Annotated in this window: 15 protein-coding genes; 5 read left to right on the forward strand and 10 right to left on the reverse strand. The window is 58.3% G+C overall.

Annotated elements, in window-relative coordinates; all coding sequences use genetic code 11:
- Positions 1 to 9 precede the first annotated feature (9 nt).
- From F3J31_RS00915 to F3J31_RS00925, 3 genes are read right to left on the reverse strand one after another with little or no spacing between them, the layout of a single operon-like run.
- A complete protein-coding gene (locus tag F3J31_RS00915; protein WP_167210702.1) occupies positions 10 to 1260 on the reverse strand; it encodes an efflux RND transporter periplasmic adaptor subunit in 1251 nt (416 codons plus the stop codon).
- 11 nt (positions 1261 to 1271) lie between these two features.
- The gene (gene cusF, locus F3J31_RS00920) at positions 1272 to 1613 is read right to left on the reverse strand and encodes a cation efflux system protein CusF (RefSeq protein ID WP_063621647.1); all 342 of its coding nucleotides are present in this window, start codon (positions 1611 to 1613) and stop codon (positions 1272 to 1274) included.
- 23 nt (positions 1614 to 1636) lie between these two features.
- The gene (locus tag F3J31_RS00925) at positions 1637 to 3022 is read right to left on the reverse strand and encodes an efflux transporter outer membrane subunit (protein WP_167210704.1); all 1386 of its coding nucleotides are present in this window, start codon (positions 3020 to 3022) and stop codon (positions 1637 to 1639) included.
- Between the two features lie 162 nt (positions 3023 to 3184).
- Between F3J31_RS00925 and F3J31_RS00930 the strand changes: the two genes are divergently transcribed.
- Together F3J31_RS00930 and F3J31_RS00935 are read left to right on the forward strand one after the other, a co-directional pair.
- On the forward strand, positions 3185 to 3868 hold the full coding sequence (locus F3J31_RS00930; protein ID WP_167210707.1) for a copper/silver response regulator transcription factor: 684 nt from the start codon (positions 3185 to 3187) through the stop codon (positions 3866 to 3868).
- Positions 3858 to 5312, forward strand: a complete 1455-nt coding sequence (locus F3J31_RS00935; RefSeq protein WP_167210710.1) for a Cu(+)/Ag(+) sensor histidine kinase — start codon at positions 3858 to 3860, stop codon at positions 5310 to 5312. Before F3J31_RS00930 ends, F3J31_RS00935 begins: the two co-directional genes overlap by 11 nt.
- A gap of 3 nt (positions 5313 to 5315) precedes the next feature.
- On the opposite strand, the gene F3J31_RS00940 is transcribed toward F3J31_RS00935, so the two are convergent.
- Complete coding sequence (locus F3J31_RS00940) at positions 5316 to 6221, reverse strand: LysR family transcriptional regulator (RefSeq protein WP_167210718.1); 906 nt, start codon at positions 6219 to 6221, stop codon at positions 5316 to 5318.
- A gap of 117 nt (positions 6222 to 6338) precedes the next feature.
- Between F3J31_RS00940 and F3J31_RS00945 the strand changes: the two genes are divergently transcribed.
- The gene (locus F3J31_RS00945) at positions 6339 to 7754 is read left to right on the forward strand and encodes an MFS transporter (RefSeq protein ID WP_167210720.1); all 1416 of its coding nucleotides are present in this window, start codon (positions 6339 to 6341) and stop codon (positions 7752 to 7754) included.
- A gap of 46 nt (positions 7755 to 7800) precedes the next feature.
- On the opposite strand, the gene F3J31_RS00950 is transcribed toward F3J31_RS00945, so the two are convergent.
- The 3 genes from F3J31_RS00950 to F3J31_RS00960 are packed head-to-tail and all read right to left on the reverse strand — an operon-like array spanning position 7801 to position 10511.
- Positions 7801 to 8796: a DUF2891 domain-containing protein gene (locus F3J31_RS00950; protein ID WP_167210723.1), complete on the reverse strand. Its 996-nt coding sequence runs from the start codon at positions 8794 to 8796 to the stop codon at positions 7801 to 7803.
- A 9-nt stretch (positions 8797 to 8805) separates the two neighbouring features.
- A complete protein-coding gene (locus F3J31_RS00955; RefSeq protein ID WP_024908532.1) occupies positions 8806 to 9792 on the reverse strand; it encodes a DUF979 domain-containing protein in 987 nt (328 codons plus the stop codon).
- The gene (locus F3J31_RS00960; protein ID WP_008501655.1) at positions 9789 to 10511 is read right to left on the reverse strand and encodes a DUF969 domain-containing protein; all 723 of its coding nucleotides are present in this window, start codon (positions 10509 to 10511) and stop codon (positions 9789 to 9791) included. Before F3J31_RS00960 ends, F3J31_RS00955 begins: the two co-directional genes overlap by 4 nt.
- Positions 10512 to 10711: 200 nt before the next feature.
- Here F3J31_RS00960 and F3J31_RS00965 point away from each other — a divergent pair, with 200 nt between their 5' ends.
- Positions 10712 to 11257 (forward strand): winged helix DNA-binding protein, encoded by a 546-nt coding sequence (locus tag F3J31_RS00965; protein WP_024908533.1) that lies wholly within the window; start codon positions 10712 to 10714, stop codon positions 11255 to 11257.
- Here the strand turns inward: F3J31_RS00965 and glgX are convergent, their stop codons facing one another.
- The 3 genes from glgX to treZ are packed head-to-tail and all read right to left on the reverse strand — an operon-like array spanning position 11258 to position 17601.
- The gene (gene glgX / locus F3J31_RS00970; protein WP_167210726.1) at positions 11258 to 13333 is read right to left on the reverse strand and encodes a glycogen debranching protein GlgX; all 2076 of its coding nucleotides are present in this window, start codon (positions 13331 to 13333) and stop codon (positions 11258 to 11260) included.
- 15 nt (positions 13334 to 13348) lie between these two features.
- The gene (gene treY / locus F3J31_RS00975) at positions 13349 to 15817 is read right to left on the reverse strand and encodes a malto-oligosyltrehalose synthase (protein WP_167210731.1); all 2469 of its coding nucleotides are present in this window, start codon (positions 15815 to 15817) and stop codon (positions 13349 to 13351) included.
- Positions 15814 to 17601 carry a malto-oligosyltrehalose trehalohydrolase gene (treZ, locus tag F3J31_RS00980; protein ID WP_167210734.1) on the reverse strand — a complete coding sequence of 596 codons (1788 nt, stop codon included), beginning with the start codon at positions 17599 to 17601 and terminating at the stop codon, positions 15814 to 15816. The genes treY and treZ overlap by 4 nt, the downstream gene beginning before the upstream one ends.
- Before the next feature lie 132 nt (positions 17602 to 17733).
- On the opposite strand from treZ, the gene F3J31_RS00985 reads away from it, so the two are divergent.
- Positions 17734 to 18261 carry a GNAT family N-acetyltransferase gene (locus F3J31_RS00985; protein ID WP_167210737.1) on the forward strand — a complete coding sequence of 176 codons (528 nt, stop codon included), beginning with the start codon at positions 17734 to 17736 and terminating at the stop codon, positions 18259 to 18261.
- The last annotated feature ends 1 nt before the right edge of the window (position 18262 follow it).

An 18262-nucleotide genomic window follows, 5' to 3' on the forward strand; every position in this document is an offset into this window, starting at 1 on the left:
ATCGTCTCCTTAATGGCCAGAATGGGCGTCGTCAGGGGTTTCAGCGTGGCGCATGCGCTCCAGCGCACCGGTAATATTGGCCTCCGAGTCAATCAGGAACAGACCGCTGACGACGACTGACTCCCCCTCTTCCAGCCCGCTACCAATGCCGGACTGCTGCTGAGATTCATGCAGAACGTGGATCCTTTTCGGTACAAAATTCCCGTTAGCGTCAACGGTAATAACGCGCTGCTCTTTGCCGGTATCGATAACGGCCTGAGACGGAATCAGCAGCATTTCCTGACTTTGGGTATTTAGCTTCAGGTAGGCATTCATGCCCGGTTTCAGCAGCTCATCCTTGTTGGAGACCTGCAGGCGCACCTGCAGCGTACGGGTGGTTTGATCCACGCTCGGCAGAAGACTCCACTTTTCAACCGGGAAGGATTTATCCGGCCAGGCCGGTACCGAAACAGCAAACTGCGAGGTATCTTTCAGCAGATACGCAATCGATTCTGGGACCGCCGCCCCGATCCAGACCGGATCCATTCCCTGAATTTGCGCCACGACCTTATCTTTCGAAATATTCATCCCGGTGCGCAGGTCAAATCCCGTAATCACCCCGTCGATGGGCGCCCTGATGGTAAACCGGGTCTGGATAGTGCGGGTCGCACGCAGCCGCTGAATATCCTCATCCGGCATACCCGCCAGCCTAAGCCGTTCCAGAACTCCTTTAATCTGCGTGGGCGTTCCACCGGTGCCGGAGAGCAGCAGGAACTCGCTCTGCGCTTCGACCCAGTCCGGAATGGTAATATCAATCAGCGGCGTGCCTTTCTTCACCTTATCGCCGATCGTCAGCGGGTAGACTTTCTCAACGAACCCATCCGCACGCGCCTGCACAATGACAAACTGATAGTCGTTATAGCTGACGTTGGCCGGGATCGTCTGGGCATAATTCAGCGTTCCGCGCGTCACTTTTTGCGTTTTTAATCCTAAATTCTGGACCTGCGTCGGATCGATACGGATACCGCCACCGCTTTTATCGTCATTTTCGTCCGCATATTTCGGGACCAGATCCATATCCATAAACGGTGATTTACCGGGCTTGTCGAATTTCACGTCAGGCTTCATCGGGTCATACCAGAAAAGGACCTTTCTTTCCGCAACGCTATTTGCTGTTTTTTCAGATGAATAAAGTGTCTGCCATGCCGTCACGGATATCAGCCCTCCGGCAATAAGGCTGCTGACTATCATGGCAGCGTATTTTATTTTTAATGAGGCCATGCCGTTTCTCGCTATTTAATGCTCTTTAGTAAAGAGATATTGCCCTGCTGAACAAATGAAAAATCAACGTGACTGCCGACCTTTAAGGCGTTGATGTTCTCATCGGCCTCAATAAAGGTGAAACGCATGGTCATCGCGGGCCAGCCAATCGCCGGGATGGCCTCATGAGAAATCGTGACTTTTTTATTCGTGAGATCAATGTCTTTCACGATACCGGTCCCCGTAATAACCTGCTCAGCGGCCCCTTCACGGGCGGCGCTCATCGCCTCGTGCTGATGAACCTCAGCCTGAAGGCCGGCAGAAAACGTCACGGCGATTGCACCGAATACCACGGCTTTAAGTGAATTACGCATTTTAGTTTCCTCTTTAAGTACAGTTATTCGACCCAACCGCCGCCCAAGGCGGTGAAGAGTGTTATTTCATTAACCTGTCGGGCATAAATAAGGTCGAGAAGGGTCTGGCGGGTGGAGAAAAGAGAACGTTCCGCGTCCAGCACGTTGATATAACTGACCGCACCACTGGCATATAATCCTCTGGCACGCTGGAGCGTGATCTGGAGCGAATCAAGATAACGACGCTGAGCGTCAATTTGCTGGTTAATGCTGTCCCGCAGCGCGAGCGCATCGGCGACCTGTTTGAAGGCGGCCTGTATTTTTTGTTCGTAATTCACAACCGACTGCTGCTGACGAATTTCAGCCAGCTTCAGGTTGGCCTTATTCCTGCCCGCATTAAAAATGGGAATATCGATTTTAGGGATAAAATTCCACATCCCGCTGCCCGCGGTGAACAGGCTGGATAATTCCGTGCTGCCTGTGGAAAGCCCGCTGGTCAGGGAAATCGACGGGAAAAAGGCGGCACGCGCGGCGCCGATATTCGCATCGGCCGCGTTAAGCTGATACTCCGCCTCCATAATATCCGGGCGCTGCAACAGTATTTCTGAAGAAAGATGAGGCGGGAGTTTTACCGGCGCAATATCGCTGGCGTTCATTCCACTGTCGCCCGGCAGCGCACGGTACGTCCCGAGGAGCAGCTGCAGGGCATGATTGGCCTGCGCCAGCTCCCCCTCACGTTTGGCAATCTCTGCCTGCGTGCTTTCGATCTGTCCCCGGGCCTGCTCCAGCGCGAGTACGTTCGTGCTGCCCGTCACCAGCTGTTGCTCAACGAATGCATAAGACTGCCGGTAATTTTCCAGCGTTTCCCGCGCGATACGCAGCTGTTTATACGCCAACTGCTGGTTGAAATAGCTCTGCGACACGTTAGAGACGAGCAGGATATGCACGGCGCGACGGGCCTCTTCCTGGGCATAATAGTTCTGTCGATCAGCCTCACTCATGTTCTTCAGCCTGCCGAAAAAGTCGAGTTCGTAACTGAGCGCAAGACCCGCGTCGTACTGCTGCGAAGTCGGTTTGTCACTTTTCAGTCCCCCGCGGTACGTTATACCCGCGGATCCGTTCAGCTGCGGATAACGGACCGCCTCCGTCACGTTGAACTGCGCCCGCGCCTCTTCAACCTTCAGGACGGCCATTTTTATATCGCGATTATTGTTCAGGGCTTCCGTAATCAACCCGGCTACCTGCGGGTCGACAAAAAAGGTGCGCCAGCCGGTGTCCTGATACCCCGCCACCGCGGGCGTCAGGCCGTTACGCGAAAGCGAAAACTGCTGGGGGACCGGTGACGCCGGGCGCTGATAGTCGGGAGCCAGCGAGACGCAGCCTGCCAGGATAAATACCGTACTGATGCTAAGTCGTTTTATCAGGAACATAACGGTTCAAATGAAGTCCAGAGTATTTTTAGGGCTACTCTACTGAACGCTTCCTGTTTGACGGGTGACGGGATAATGACAATGTTGTCATTTTTAACGTAAGTCATTGTGAACGGTGGCGGGCGCCATAGAATGTCATCAGCAGCCAGTCAGGGGAGCAAGATGAAAATACTGATCGTTGAAGACGAAATGAAAACCGGTGAGTACCTCAGCAAGGGACTCACTGAAGCGGGGTTTGTCGTGGACCACGCTGATAATGGCCTGAACGGCTACCATCTCGCCATGACCGCTGAATACGATCTGCTGATTCTCGACATCATGCTGCCCGATGTGAACGGCTGGGACATTGTCCGTATGCTCCGCTCTGCCGGCAAAGGGATGCCCATACTGCTTCTGACGGCTCTCGGTACGATTGAACACCGTGTTAAAGGGCTTGAGCTGGGCGCAGATGATTATTTGATTAAGCCGTTCGCCTTTGCCGAGCTGCTCGCCCGGGTAAGGACGCTGTTAAGACGCGGAAATACGGTGATCGCAGAAAGCCAGCTTCAGGTAGCAGACCTGACGGTTGACCTTGTGTCGAGAAAAGTCAGCCGGGCCGGTGGTCGGATTGTGCTCACCAGCAAGGAGTTCAGCCTGCTGGAGTTTTTCATGCGCCATCAGGGGGAAGTGCTGCCCCGCTCCCTGATTGCCTCCCAGGTATGGGACATGAACTTTGACAGCGACACGAACGCGATTGACGTGGCGGTAAAGCGGCTGCGCGCAAAGATCGATAACGACTTTGAACCGAAGCTGATCCAGACGGTGCGCGGCGTGGGCTATATGCTGGAGGTGCCGGATGCGCGTTAAGCCCCTCCGACGCCCGTTCTCTCTTGCGCTGCGGCTGACCTTTTTTATCAGCCTCTCCACCATACTGGCCTTCTTCGCCTTTACCTGGTTCATGCTGCACTCCGTTGAGAAGCACTTTGCCGAGCAGGATATCAGCGACCTTCAGCAGATCAGCACCGCGATGCACCGCATACTGCACTCACCGGCCGATCCCGACCAAAAGAAAATCAGTAAGATCAAAGAGTCGATCGCCAGTTACCGCAACGTGGCCGTCCTGCTTCTGGATCCACAGGGCAATACCCTGTTCAGCTCGACGCAAGGGGCGGCATTGCGCCCGGCAATGAAGACAGCGGACTTTAGCGAACACCGTCGTGCACAGGATGTGTTTCTCTGGACGGTAGAAGACCCGGCCAACCCCATGCGTGCCGGGTCCGACATGAAAATGGAAACGTACCGGATTATCGCCTCCTCAGGCACGGCGACGCTGCAGGGCAAAACCCAGGACTACGTCATGCTGATCGGGCTCTCCATTAATTTTCATCTCCACTATCTTGAGGCGCTGAAAAAAAACCTTCTGGCGATTGCCGCGGTTATCAGCCTGCTGATTATTCTTGTCATCCGCATCGCGGTGCGTCAGGGACATTTGCCCCTGCGTAACGTCAGCAACGCCATTAAAAACATCACCTCCGAAAACCTGGATGCACGACTGGAGCCGTCCCGCGTCCCCGTTGAGCTGGAGCAGTTGGTCATCTCCTTCAACCAGATGATCGAGAAGATTGAAGATGTCTTTACCCGTCAGGCTAATTTTTCCGCCGATATCGCGCACGAAATCAGAACCCCCATCACCAACCTGGTGACGCAAACCGAAATCGCGCTGAGTCAGAACCGTTCTCCGAAGGAGCTGGAGGATGTGTTGTACTCCAGCCTGGAAGAGTACAACCGGATGACCCGCATGGTCAGCGACATGCTGTTCCTGGCACAGGCCGATAATAATCAGCTCATCCCGGATCGGGTGATGTTTGATTTAAGCGCCGAGGTCATGAAGGTGTTTGATTTCTTCGAAGCCTGGGCGGAAGAACGCCACATCACGCTGACATTCAATGGGATGCCCTGCCTGATAGAAGGCGATCCGCAGATGTTCAGAAGGGCCATCAATAATTTGTTATCTAACGCCCTGCGCTATACGCCAGCGGGCAAAACGGTGACGGTCTCACTGCGAAAACAGGATAACGACGTTGAGCTGGTGACAGAAAACCCCGGCACGCCGATCCCGCCGGCGCATCTGCCGAAGCTGTTTGACCGTTTTTATCGCGTCGATCCGTCCAGGCAGCGTAAAGGCGAAGGCAGCGGCATTGGGCTTGCCATCGTGAAGTCCATCGTCACCGCACACCACGGAAAAGTCCGCGTGGAATCGGATGCGGTGTCAACGCGCTTCATCCTCACCGTGCCGGGGAAAGTGCTCTGAACGTCAGCAAACCGCGCGGCACACTTCAAGGACCTTTTCCCTGAGCCAGCGATGCGCCGGGTCCCGTTCCATGCGCGGATGCCACATCTGGGATACCGTAATAGTGCGGGTCTTAAAGGGCAGTTCAAAGACGTGCACGCGCTCGGTCATCGCCTGATTGAGCAGGTATAACGCTGGCACCATGGCAATCAGGTCGGAGGCCAGCGCCACGGATAACGCCGTCGGAAAACCGGGCACCACGCTGGCGACCTTGCGCTTCATCCCGCGCTCCGCCAGCGCCTCATCAACAAACCCGTGCAGCGATCCGTCCGGCGAGGCCACCACATGCCCCCAGGCGACATAGTCACTCAGGCTGACCTCCGGCTGCTCTGACAGCGGATGCCCCTTGCGCACCGTGCCAACAAACCGATCCTGGAAAAGCCTTTGCAGCCGTATTTCAGGCCCCATGTTGCCCTGCACGCCAATCTCCAGATCGACAAGTCCCTCCCGCAAGTAGCGCGACGTTTTTTCAGGTTTCGGTGAGAAGCGGATGCACACCCCGGGCGCAACGCTCGCCACCGCAGCAATAAGCAGAGGCCCAAACGCCACCACAAAACCGTCGTTGGCCCGGATGGTGAACAGCCGTTCGAGGCCTTCCACCTTCAGCGCGTCGGTGGAGGGCTGCAGCACCGCCCTCGCCTCGTGCACGGCGCTTCTGGCGCGGTCCCGGGTGGCTTCGGCCCAGGGCGTCAGCACCATGTGACGACCGGCCCGTACCATGATCGGATCGCCGGTCACCTCCCGCAGCCGGCTCAGGGTGCGGCTCATGGCGGAGGTGCTCAGGTTCAAACGTCGCGCCGCGCCCGCTACGCTGGCTTCTGCCAGCAAAACGTCGAGCGCAACCAGAAGGTTAAAATCAGGATCGGACACGGTAGCTCCTCAGATATGGCGTTACGTGCAATGATTAAGTGCAAATGCTGCGTCTTCCGCCCTGTATACCGCATGATTATAGTTTCGTCATCACGATTCTTTTTCGGAGTAACGACGATGACGCTCTTTTCAAACCAGCCCGGCGATGAAGGTTTACCCGGACAGGAACGCGCCAGGGTGATGGCCGCCGTTATGACCACTACGCTGATGGGCGTTTTTGACGGTACCATGATCAACATCGCGCTCCCCTCCATGGCAAGCGCGATGCAGGTCCCCGCGAACGTTGCGGTCTGGTTCGCTAACGGTTATCTGCTGTCAGCGGCGATGACGTTGGCCATCTTCGCGGCGCTGGCGGCCCGAGTGGGCTATCGCCCAATCTTTCTGGCCGGGCTTGCCACCTTTACGCTCACCTCGCTGGGCTGCGCGCTGGCAACAACGCCGGAAATGTTAACCGGGATGCGAATTCTGCAGGGCATCGGCGGCGCGGCGACCCTGAGCATTGCCCCGGCGATCCTGCGGTCCGTTTTTCCGGGGCGACTGCTGGGCCGTATCCTGGGACTGCACGCCCTGCTTATCGCCTCCAGCACGGCGATAGCCCCGGTACTCGGCGGAACAATACTGGACGCCCTGAGCTGGCAATGGCTGTTCGCCATTAACCTTATTCCGGGCAGCATCGCCCTGCTGCTGGCATGGCGGGCCTTGCCGCGGGAATCGGCCGTTGACCGCACTCCCTTTGACGCGCCGGGCGCCGTGCTCTCCGCCGTCCTGTTAGGTTCGGCGATCATGATGGCCGACAGCCTTCAGCACGTGACGGAGCACATTAACCGGCAGGCCGTCTGCTGGGGCGTTCTCGCGCTGGTCAGCGCCTTCGCCTTTACCTGGCGTATCCGGCGCGCGCAACATCCTTTATTGCCGCCGGTGATGTTCAAAAACGGGCGCTTCACCCTCGCCGCGCTGACCTCGCTGGCCTCGTTTGTGAGCCAGGGGATCACGTTTGTCGCGCTGCCGTTCCTGTTTCAGAGCGTGTATGGCTACAGCCCGGTGGTGTCGGCGCTGCTGTTTACCCCGTGGCCGATTGGCATCGTGCTGATCGCGCCGCACGCGGGTCGCTGGGCGGATACGATCTCCGCGCCGCTGATCTCGACCCTCGGGCTTATCGTCTTTGTCGGTGGGTTGGTCCTGCTGGCCACGTTGCCGGAGAATCCTTCCGTGTGGAATATCTGTCTGCGCAGTCTGGTATGCGGGATGGGATTTGGTTGCTTCCAGAGCCCCAATAACCGGGAAATGCTCGCTAACGTCGCGCGGGAATATGCCAGCTATGCTTCCGGCGTGTTGTCGATTGTGAGGACATTCGGCCAGTGTCTCGGCGCCGCCGTGGTGGGGGTTCTGCTGGGAGCAGCGGCAGGATGGGACCATCAACATGCTATCCAGGTTGCACTGTGGCTAGCCGTCATCGCCTCGACGGGTTCGGTGATATTTAGCCTGAGCAGGCTGCGCCCTGCCCGGCCTACAGGCAAGCGTTGCACAATGTAGGCCGGGTAAGCGCAGCGCCACCCGGCAAGAAAGACGGCGCGTTTGTTTACTCCAGCGCCAGTAGCGCAAAGCTCGCCAGCCAGTGCCCGCCGCTATAGTGGCTGCCGACCACATGCCCGACACTTGCGGCAAGATGTTTCGTCACCGCCTCGCGCAATGCCGGTTGCGCCGGGTGGCTGGCAGGAAGCGCTTTCGCAATGTGCTTCATACACCACGCGCGGCTGAGGTTTAATCCGTCCAGATGAGCAATTTTCGGGTCGGTACGATCGCTCACTTCCGCCGGGTTCATCAGTGCCGTAACGGCGCCCACCTCCGGCAGAAACGCGTCAAACCAGGCCGGGAAGTCTTCAGACACCTTGCTTATCAGCAGCGCCTCCGTCAGCGCGCCGGAAATATACTCGTCTCCGCCGGGCTCATAATGAGCCGGATAGCGCGTGTCGGCGAGATAAAACCGCTCCGCCGCTGCCACAATCGCCTGTTCAAGCGCCTTGTCTCCGACTGCGCGACCGTAATCGAGCGCCAGCGCGAGGGCAAACGCGGTGTTGTAGTGCGTCCCGACGCGGATCGGATAGGTGAGCTTACCGAGGTAATCCACCAGCCGGTTGCGAATATCCTGGGTGAGCGGCGCCAGCGTCTGGTACCAGCCTGCGGCCTGCGGCAGCGACGACTGCTTCAGCTCCTGGGCCAGCGCCAGCAGCCAGCCGTAGCCATACGGTCGCTCAAACGAGGCGCGGAACGGCGCGGTAAAATAGGCCAACTCCTTCGCCACGTTCTCTTCGGTCATGTGCTCGTCAAAAAGCGCGACGATCGCGTCCCGGCACGGTAATTCTGGATAGAGGCGCACGCAGCGCAGCAGCAGCCAGTAACCGTGCACCGCCGAATGCCAGTCAAAACAGCCGTAGAAAATGGGATGCAGCTCGCGCGGCGGCAGAACGTCACCATCATCATTCAGCAGGTGCATAATGTGGTTCGGGTATTCCTGGCGCAAATAGGTCAAAGGCATGCGGGCAAACGCGTCGGCCTGATGTTGCGTTAATTCCATGACAACTCCTTAGCGAAACACGAGGAAATACATTAAGAACACGTTCACCACCAGCAGGGTTAACGCGGTCGGGATCTGGATCTTGATCACCTGATATTTGTCTTTCAGCTCCAGCAGCGCGGCGGGAACGATATTGAAGTTCGCGGCCATCGGCGTCATCAGCGTGCCGCAGTAGCCTGCATACATGCCAATCGCCAGCAGCGGCGCAGGGTTGCCGTGATGCACGTTGATCAAAAACGGCAAGGCGATACCGGCACTTAATACCGGGAAGGCCGCAAAGGCATTACCCATAATCATGGTAAACAGCGCCATACCCACGCAGTAAATCACCACCAGCATAAAGCGGCTATCCGGGTTCACAAACAGACTCACCACCTTCTGTACCGAGTCGCCCGTGTTGGCCACCACGAACACGCCGCCGAGCATGGCCAGCATCTGCGGCAGGATCACCGCCCAGCCGATGGTATCGACAAGACGACGGGACTGACGAACGGCATGCAGCGGCGTGCCTTTGGTCAGCCACCAGCCGGTGAGGATCGCCGCGACGCAGGCCACGCACAGCGCCGCCAGGGTGAGCTGCTTCTGATCGAGCAGAAACACGCCGCCGACCGAAACGCCCTTCAGGAATAACGTGCCCAGCACCGTCACCACCGGGATCATCAGCGCGGGCAGGAACAGCCAGTTTTTAAGCCGGTTTGACGACGCGACGCGCTCCTCCTCGGTCGACATTTTATAGTGCCCTTTCCCGACGAGGCCAAAGCCCGCCAGCAGCGCGATGGCGATAACCCCGCCGCCGATAATCCGGTACGCCAGCGATTTGCCGAGTTCCTGAACCATCAGATCGCCAAACAGGAAGATCCCGCCAAACAAGAACCAGAACAGCGCGGTGGTAAAGCGCTTCGGATTGGCGCGATCGCGCAGGGTCATCACAACCAGCAGCATCACGACAAAGCCAATCAGGTAGTACACGCGGTTAATGGTGATAAGCGTCATCATTGCGCGGCCTCCTGCGTACCCTGCTCTGCACGCCAGGCCATCACGTCGCGACGGATACTTGCATCGAGGCGCAGCAGGCGCGTCATATGAATAATCAATGCCGCAATCGCGGTGGGAATGGCCCACAGGCCGATATGCAGCGGTTCAATGCCCTGAATACCATTTTCTTTCAGGAACGCGTCGATCAGCAGCACCGCCCCGAAGGCAATAAAGATATCTTCCCCAAAGAAGACCGCGATGTTGTCGCACGCGGCGGCGTGGGCTTTGATTTTGTCGCGAATATGCTGCGGCAGCTCGCCATATTCGTTCAGCGCCGCCCCTTCGGCCATCGGCGCCAGCAGCGGGCGCACCGTCTGCGCGTGACCGCCCAGCGACATCAGACCCAGCGCGGCGGTGCCTTCCCGCGCGACAAAATAGAGCATCAGAATACGCGCTGAGGTGGCGCTGGCGATCTTCGCCACCCAGGCCTGGGCGCGCTCTTTAAGCCCGTAATATTCCAGCAGACCAATCACCGGCAGGATCAGGATGAAGGTGGCCAGCGATCGGCTATTGACGAACTTCTCGCCAAAGGTTTCCAGCAGCATGCCGAAATCCATCCCGACCAGCAGACCCGTCGCCAGCCCCGCTACCACGACCACCAGCAGCGGGTTGAAGCGCAGTGCAAAACCAATAACCACGATCGGTATCCCGATCAGCGGCAACAGCGTAGTACCGTCCATAACGTTTACCCTATCGAAAGTGAGCGTTGCGCGCCGACGGCTATTTTTTTAATTTGCGGCGAGCGATGTTGTGTTTTGTTGGCAGGCTTCGCAAAACCTGCGCTAAAAAGCTATATCTGAACCTCAAAAACATGTAAACAAATTATCAATAAAATGTTCTTATTTTATCGATGAGTTTACATTTCTGGTTAAGGAACGTTATGACCTCAGAAAAGAGTGCTTCACCCGATCGCGACGATATCAACGATGGCCGGATCGTCTCTTCCCGCCACCTGGTATCCGAGCGCTGCGCGGAGTTATCAGAGCTGGAATATGCGCTGATCATGACCAGCAACGCGTTCAACAAATGGATGGTGCGCTGCATGACGGCTGCCGGCGAGCCCGATATGGGCGCCTTTGACGTTTCGCTGCTGCATCACGTGAACCACCGCGACCGCAAGAAAAAGCTGGCCGATATCTGCTTCGTCCTCAACGTGGAAGATACCCACGTGGTGACCTATGCCCTGAAAAAGCTGGTCAAAGCAGGCTACGTGACGAGCGAGAAAGCGGGTAAAGAGCTTTTTTTCTCTACCACGGAGGAAGGGAAAGCGCTGTGCATGAAATACCGGGACGTGCGGGAAGCGTGTCTGATTGCGATCCACGCGGAAAGCGGCATTGCCGGGAAGTCGATTGGCGAGACCGCGCAGCTGTTACGCACGATCTCCTCCCTGTATGACACCGCCGCCCGGGCGGCGGCGTCACTGTAACTAAGGACGGCGGAACAGCGTAATGCTGCGCCCGGCCAGTGCGTACTCAACGGTTTCGGTGATCGCTGTCCCGGTGGCAGCGTCATCCGCCGTAGACAGCTCCAGCACCCATCCCCCTTCGCCAAATTGCGGGATCTGGAACGGCACGGTGCCTTCAAACGGGTTGAACAACATCAGCACGTCGTGCCAGATACCGTCCTCCTGCCGCAGATCCGGCCTGCTGATGGAGACCCCAAGCGTCGAGCCTTCATCCCACTGCTCGGCCTGCTGTGGACCGCCTCCGGCGTTGAACCAGCGGATCTCCAGCCCGTCGCGCCAGCTTTCACGGCGCAGCAGCGGCTGTTGCGCGCGAAGGGCAATGAGACGACGGGTAAACTCGCGCAGCGCAGCGTCGTTTTCGGACAGCCCCTTCCAGTCGATCCACGAGATCTCACTGTCCTGGCAGTACCCATTGTTATTCCCCTTCTGCGTACGGCCAAACTCGTCCCCCGCCAGCAGCATCGGCGTGCCGTGGGAGAACAGCAGCGTGGTCAGGAAATTACGTTTCTGCCGTTCGCGGGTAGCAATAATATCCGGGTTCTCGGTTGGCCCTTCCTCGCCGTAGTTGTACGAGCGGTTATCGTTATGCCCGTCGTTATTGTCCTCACCGTTGTCGGCGTTGTGCTTTTCGTTGTACGACACCAGGTCATTCAGCGTAAAGCCGTCGTGGGCGGTGATAAAGTTGACGCTGGCCCACGGGCGACGCCCACGCAGATCGTACAGATCGCCGGAGCCGAGAAGCCGCGCGGCAAAGTCCGTGGAGACGTTGTCCCCCTTCCAGTACTCGCGAACGGTGTCGCGGTATTTGTCGTTCCACTCCCCCCAGCCCGGCGGGAATCCGCCCACCTGATAGCCGCCGGGACCGATATCCCAGGGTTCACCAATCAGCTTCAGTCGGGATAAGACCGGATCCTGAGTCATGGCGTCAAAAAAACCGCCGCGCGGGTCAAACCCTTCGGGCTCGCGGCCCAGGATCGTCCCGAGGTCGAAACGAAAACCGTCAATGTGCATCGATTCCGCCCAGTAGCGCAGGGAATCCATCACCATCTGCAGCACGCGCGGATGCGAGGTGTTGACCGTGTTTCCCGTCCCGGTGTCGTTGATGTAGTACCGGTGCTGGTCCGGGAGCGTGCGGTAATAGCTGTAGTTATCAATCCCCTTAAACGAGAGCGTCGGGCCAAGCTCGTTCCCTTCCGCCGTGTGGTTGTACACCACGTCAAGAATGACCTCGATGCCCGCGTCATGATAGGCGCGTACCATATCGCGAAAGCCCTGGATCCCCGCCGGGCCGTAGTAGCGCGACGCCGGAGCAAAAAAGCCCAGCGTGTTATAGCCCCAGAAGTTCTTCAGGCCGCGGTCGAGCAGATGCTGGTCATCCGGGAACCAGTGAACCGGCAGCAGCTCCACCGAGGTAATGCCCAGGCTTTTGATATAGTCGACCGAGGCTTTATGCCCCATGCCTTCAAACGTGCCGCGTAGCTCGGGTGGTATGGCCGGGTTCATCTGGGTAAAGCCTTTCACGTGGCTCTCATAGACAACGGTATGCGGCCAGGGCACGTTCGGCCGGTTGTTGTCCTGCCAGTCAAAGGCGTTCGGGTCGATGACCCTGCCTTTCGGCGTAAACGGCGCGCTGTCCCGCGTGTCAAAGCTCAAATCCAGCTCGTCATGCCCCAGCTCATAGCCGAAATGGGCATCGTTCCAGTCGATGTCACCCACCAGTTCGCGGGCGTAGGGATCGATAAGCAGCTTATGCGGGTTAAAGCGATGACCGTTTTCCGGGTCGTAGGGGCCGTAGACGCGATAGCCATACAGTGTCCCCGGCTTCAGGTCAGGCACATAGCCGTGCCAGACCTCATGGGTATACTCGGGCAGCTCCAGCCGGGCGATTTCCGTTTTCCCGGACGGGTCAAACAGACAGAGCTCCACCCGTTCAGCGTGAGCGGAGAACAGCGCGAAGTTAACGCCCTTCCCGTCATAATTCGCCCCCAACTGCTGGCCATGACCGGCCCGAATTTCAAACGTTGTATCCTTTGCCATTTTCGTTCTCCACGATTATTCGCAGGTAAGCAGAACCAGTACACATCCCTTTTCTGGCGTTAACGCCAGCGTTTCTTGCAGCATGCGGCTTTCGCCGCTGAACAGATCCCGATAGCGCTTCCCGGCCAGTTCGTCGGGTAACGCGACCGTGGTATTGACCCACAACTGATGATTATCGGTGACGTCAAAAATCAGACGCGGCACGGCGACAATCAGCGCCTCGTCGTCCTTAACACGCGCATAGACAATCAGGTTCTCCTCGCGATCGCCGCTGACCTTAAGCGGCAGCCAGTCGCCGTAGCGGAAAAGCGCGTCGTAGTGCGGTCGAAGCCGCAGCAGCGTGGCGGTAACAAACTGCTTCACCCTGCCGTCCCGCCAGCATGCCGGGTTGTCAAACACCCCGGCATCCGCCGCGCTGAGGCTCTGCACCAGGGCCGGAAAGTCCGGCTCGCGTCGGTTATCCGGGTCGACAAGGCTGAAGTTAAGCGCCTCGCTGCCCTGATAGATATCCGGCACGCCGGGCGCCGTCAGCTTGATCACCGTCTGGCTGAGGCTGTTCATCAGCCCGGCGCGGATAAAGGGCTGCATCGCCTCGCTGAAATCGTGCAGGAACAGGCTATTGTCCGGCGAAAGCAGGTGCCGCGCGTAGCTCAACACCACGCTCTCATAGCTCTCGTTGCTGTCGATCCAGTCGGTGCGCTGTTTCGCCTCGCGCAGCGCTTTTTCGAGGAAGCCGATAAAACGTTCTTCCAGTGATGCCAGCCCGTCAGCGTCGTCCGGTGTCAGCGTGGCGGGCCAGACGCCCGCCAGCGCCTGGTAGATCATCCACGTATCGGCGGCGTTCGGCGCGGTACCGTCATTGAGAAAACGCACCTGGGTCTGGTTCATCTGCCGCCAGCGGGCCAGATTTTCCCCCCAGCGTTCCGGGGCTTCCGTCAGGGTGTAAAGGCGCGCCCGGGCATCTTCCCCGCGCTTGGTATCGTGCGTGGAGGTGCCCAGCAGCGCGTCGGGCTGACGGGCCAGACGAATGCGCATCTCCTGATGAAAGCGGGATAAGGAAAACGCGCGCGGGGTCGGGTCGGCACCGACTTCATTGAGCGCAAGCTCGAGGTTGTGGCGAAAGAAAAGCGTGTCTTCAACGGATTTCGCCATCAGCGGCCCGGTAAGCTGCTGGAAGCGGGTCCTGAACAGCGCGGCGCTCTCGCGGCAATCTTCCGGCAGGTCGCCGGTAAGAATGCGCACGATCAGGCTGAGCGCGGCTTCCGACGTCTCCACGCTGGCAACCACGCGGTTGAGCAGCGCCACGTCCGGCGGGGTTAATCCTTCCCGGGTGCCATAGGTGCGGTAGACCGGAAACGCAATAAGCAGTTCGCGCAGCGCGTGGCGGATTTCCTCGCGCGGCAGCGCAACCTCATTGCGGCGTGCCAGATCCTCAGCAAGGTTTAGCAGCGTAGTGAATTCACCCTCAAAATTACGATCGGTCATCAGGCCTTTGGCATCCCGCAGTTCCGCGTGGCGATCGACCGTGATGCCCAGCGTCTCGTCGTGGATTTTCTCCAGACGCCCCAGGCTATCGTCGTCGACCAGCACTTCCGCCAGCGAGGCGATAAACTCGTAGCCGGTGGTACCGGATACCGGCCAGTCAGCGGGGAGCTGTTCCCCTTTGGCGAGAATCTTTTCGACCGTAATGTAGCAGTCGGGCCCGGAGGCCTGCCGCAGGCGCTGCAGATAGCCCAGTGGATCCGCCAGGCCGTCGACATGGTCAATGCGCAGACCATCCACCACGCCCGCGTGGACCAGCTCAAGGATCAGCCGGTGCGTGTCGTCGAAGACCGCATCATCTTCAACCCGAACGCCGACCAGCCCGGTGATCTCAAAGAATCGCCGCCACGAGAGCTGCTTCGGCGCCTCCCGCCAGGACATCAGCCGCCAGCTTTGCGCGTTGTGCAGTTCTGCAATGCTCTTCTCCTCGCTGTATGTGTCGGGGTTGAGCGGATACTCGGCATCGTAGTAGACCAGCGCGGCCTTTTTCGTGACAGGGTCACGTTTTAGCGTGATAGCTCCCTTCTCCAGCTCCGCCTCAAAGGTGTCGCCAAGAAACGGGAGCGTTAGCGGTCGCGACCCGTCGATATCGAAGTAGCGGAAATAGCGGCTCTGCTGGCCATATTCAATCACATCCCGCCACCATGCGTTTTCCAGCGAGGTGGACATGTGATTGGGGACAATGTCCAGAATCAACCCCATACCGGCCTGCTTAAGCGCGGCGGTCATGCGGTCAAACCCGTCTCGCCCGCCGATGGCGGGGTCGATTTCATTCGGGTTGGTCACGTCATAGCCGTGGGTAGACCCCGTCGTGGCAGTGAACACGGGCGATGCGTAAAGGTGGCTGATGCCGAGGTCCTTCATATACGGCACCAGCGCCACAACGCGGTCGAAGGTCATGCCGTTACGGAACTGAATTCGGTACGTGGCGGAAGGGATCATAACGATGCTTCTCCATCAGCAAAGCGAACGACAATACCGTTCGGGGGTAAAACGTCAGTGACCTCCGGCGAGGCAAAACGCGTCTCCCCCGCCAGAGCGGGCAGCGCGACGGGCTTAATGCCGATATTAAGCGCCAGTGAGAGCGTCCCCGACGGGAAGCGCCAGCACACCGCCACCATGCCGGGCGCGGTCTTGAGCACATGGCCCTCAACGGCGCCGCCCGGATGCAGAAGCGGAACGATATAGCGATGGCGCAGCGTCAACAGATGGCGCGTATAGCGCAGCCACGTCTTGCCCTCGTCGGTGGCGACTTTATGCCAGTCGAGCTTTGAGCGGAAAAACGTGTTCACGTCGTTCGGGTCCGGGACGGTTTCATCGTGCCCGGCATGGCCAGTAAACTCTTTCGCGCGCCCTTCCCGCACTGCCTTTGCCAGTTCGCCGTGAAAGTCGGTGAAGAACAGGAACGGATGCGTTTCCCCAAACTCCTCGCCCATAAACAGCAGCGGGATATGCGGGGAGAGCAGCAGCGCGGCAAGCAGCACCCGCGTCTTGTCGGCACCCGCGAGGGAGATAAGCCGCTCGCCCTGGGCGCGATTGCCGGTCTGATCGTGGTTTTGAATAAAATCGACGAAGAACTGCGGCGGCTGCGTGCGGCACTCCACCCCGCGAGATTCTCCGGTTTGCAGAGACACCTCGCCCTGGTAGACAAACCCTTCCGCCAGCGCCCGGGCGAACTTTTTCTCCGGCTCAAAGGCAAAATCCTGGTAGTAGGCGTGCGTCTCACCGGTGGCAAATACGTGGGCGGCGTTGTGGAAGTCATCGTTCCACTCGCCGGTAAACAACGGCGCGTTGCCCTGTTCATCGCGCGGATGCAGGAAAATCACGTTGCGGCTGTCTTCCGTGGTCAGGTGAACGTGACGGTGCGGAATGGCCTCGCGAATTTTTGCGGCAATCTCCTCGAGAATATGCGTGTCCGAGCCGTCTTTAATCTGGTCGATGGCATCAAACCGCAGGCCGTCCAGCCGGTATTCCGTCAGCCAGTAGAGCGGCGCGTCGGTCATGTACTGTCTCACCGGCTCGCGCTCGTAGGCGATGCCGTTGCCCCACGGCGTCATCCGCTGTGCATCGAAAAACGCGGGCGACAGCAAAGGCAGATAGTTCCCCTCCGGGCCGAAGTGGTTGAGCACGATATCCAGCACCACGGAAAGCCCCAGCCCGTGCGCGGCGTCGATAAACGCGTGGAAATCCTCCGGCGTACCGTAGGTAGAGTGAGGGGCATACAGCAGCACGCCGTCGTACCCCCAGCCGCGGGAACCGCCAAACTGAGAGACGGGCATCACTTCAAGCTGGGTAATCCCGAGTTCTGCCAGATACGGCAGCTTGTCGATGGCCGCCCGGAAGGTGCCCTCCGGGGTAAAGGTGCCGATGTGCAGTTCGTAAATGATCGTCTCTTCCCACGGCCGCCCTGCCCAGTCGCGGTTGACCGGCTGGTAACGTCGGGGATCGATCACTACCGAGGGGCCGTTAACGTCGCCCTTTTGCGCCCGCGAGGCGGGATCGGGCACCGCCATGCCGTCCTGAAGAACAAACTGATATTCTGCACCGTGCGTGACGCCAGGGACGTCTGCCTGGAACCAGCCGTCGCCGGTTGCCGTCATCGGCACGTCGGTGGCGGCAAGACGTAGCGTAAGTTCTTTCTGTCCTTCTGCCCAGACGCGAAAACGTACAACGTCATCGGAAATAAACTCAGCACCCCACTGCTTTTGAAATGTCCTGAATTCCATTCATTGTCCTCGAATGACCCACATTTTACGCGGAACGAAGTACAAGCTTAGTTCAGGATTAAAAGTGCGTGAGCTCAGCGGATTTAACCGCTTCGTCTATTCTTTATGAAATAACTCACTATCGGGAATACTATGCAGATTCGAAAAGGATTAAATACGGACCTCGTCCGTCTTGAATGTTGTGACTTTTCTTTCACCATTAGCCACATTGCGCGAGAGCCCTTTATCCATTGTGATTTGCATATTGAAGCCGTCGCCGAGCCGTGGATAAAAACCTACGAACTTGACATTCAAACGCTTGAAAACCATTGCGTTAATCCGGACGCCATATTTCTTGTGGCGGAAACGGATGACGGTGAATTAGCCGGATTTATTACCGCGTCGATCGGCTGGAATAAGTTTATTTCAGTGGATTATATTGCCGTTGATCGCACCAGACGCAGAACCGGCGCCGCGCAAAAATTAATGGCCGCCGCCCACGTCTGGGCCCGCAGCGTAAACGCGCCGGGATTACGACTCGAAACGCAAAATGTGAACGTCTCTGCCTGCCTGTTTTACCGTCACTACGGATTTACCCTGGGCGGGTACGACCGTTATCTCTACAACGACTTGCCGGAAAAAGACGAGGTCGCCCTGTTCTGGTATTACATGCTGGTCTAGC

The sequence above is a fragment of the Enterobacter sp. Acro-832 genome, assembly GCF_011752745.1.
In the GTDB taxonomy this organism is placed as follows: domain Bacteria; phylum Pseudomonadota; class Gammaproteobacteria; order Enterobacterales; family Enterobacteriaceae; genus Enterobacter; species Enterobacter quasiroggenkampii.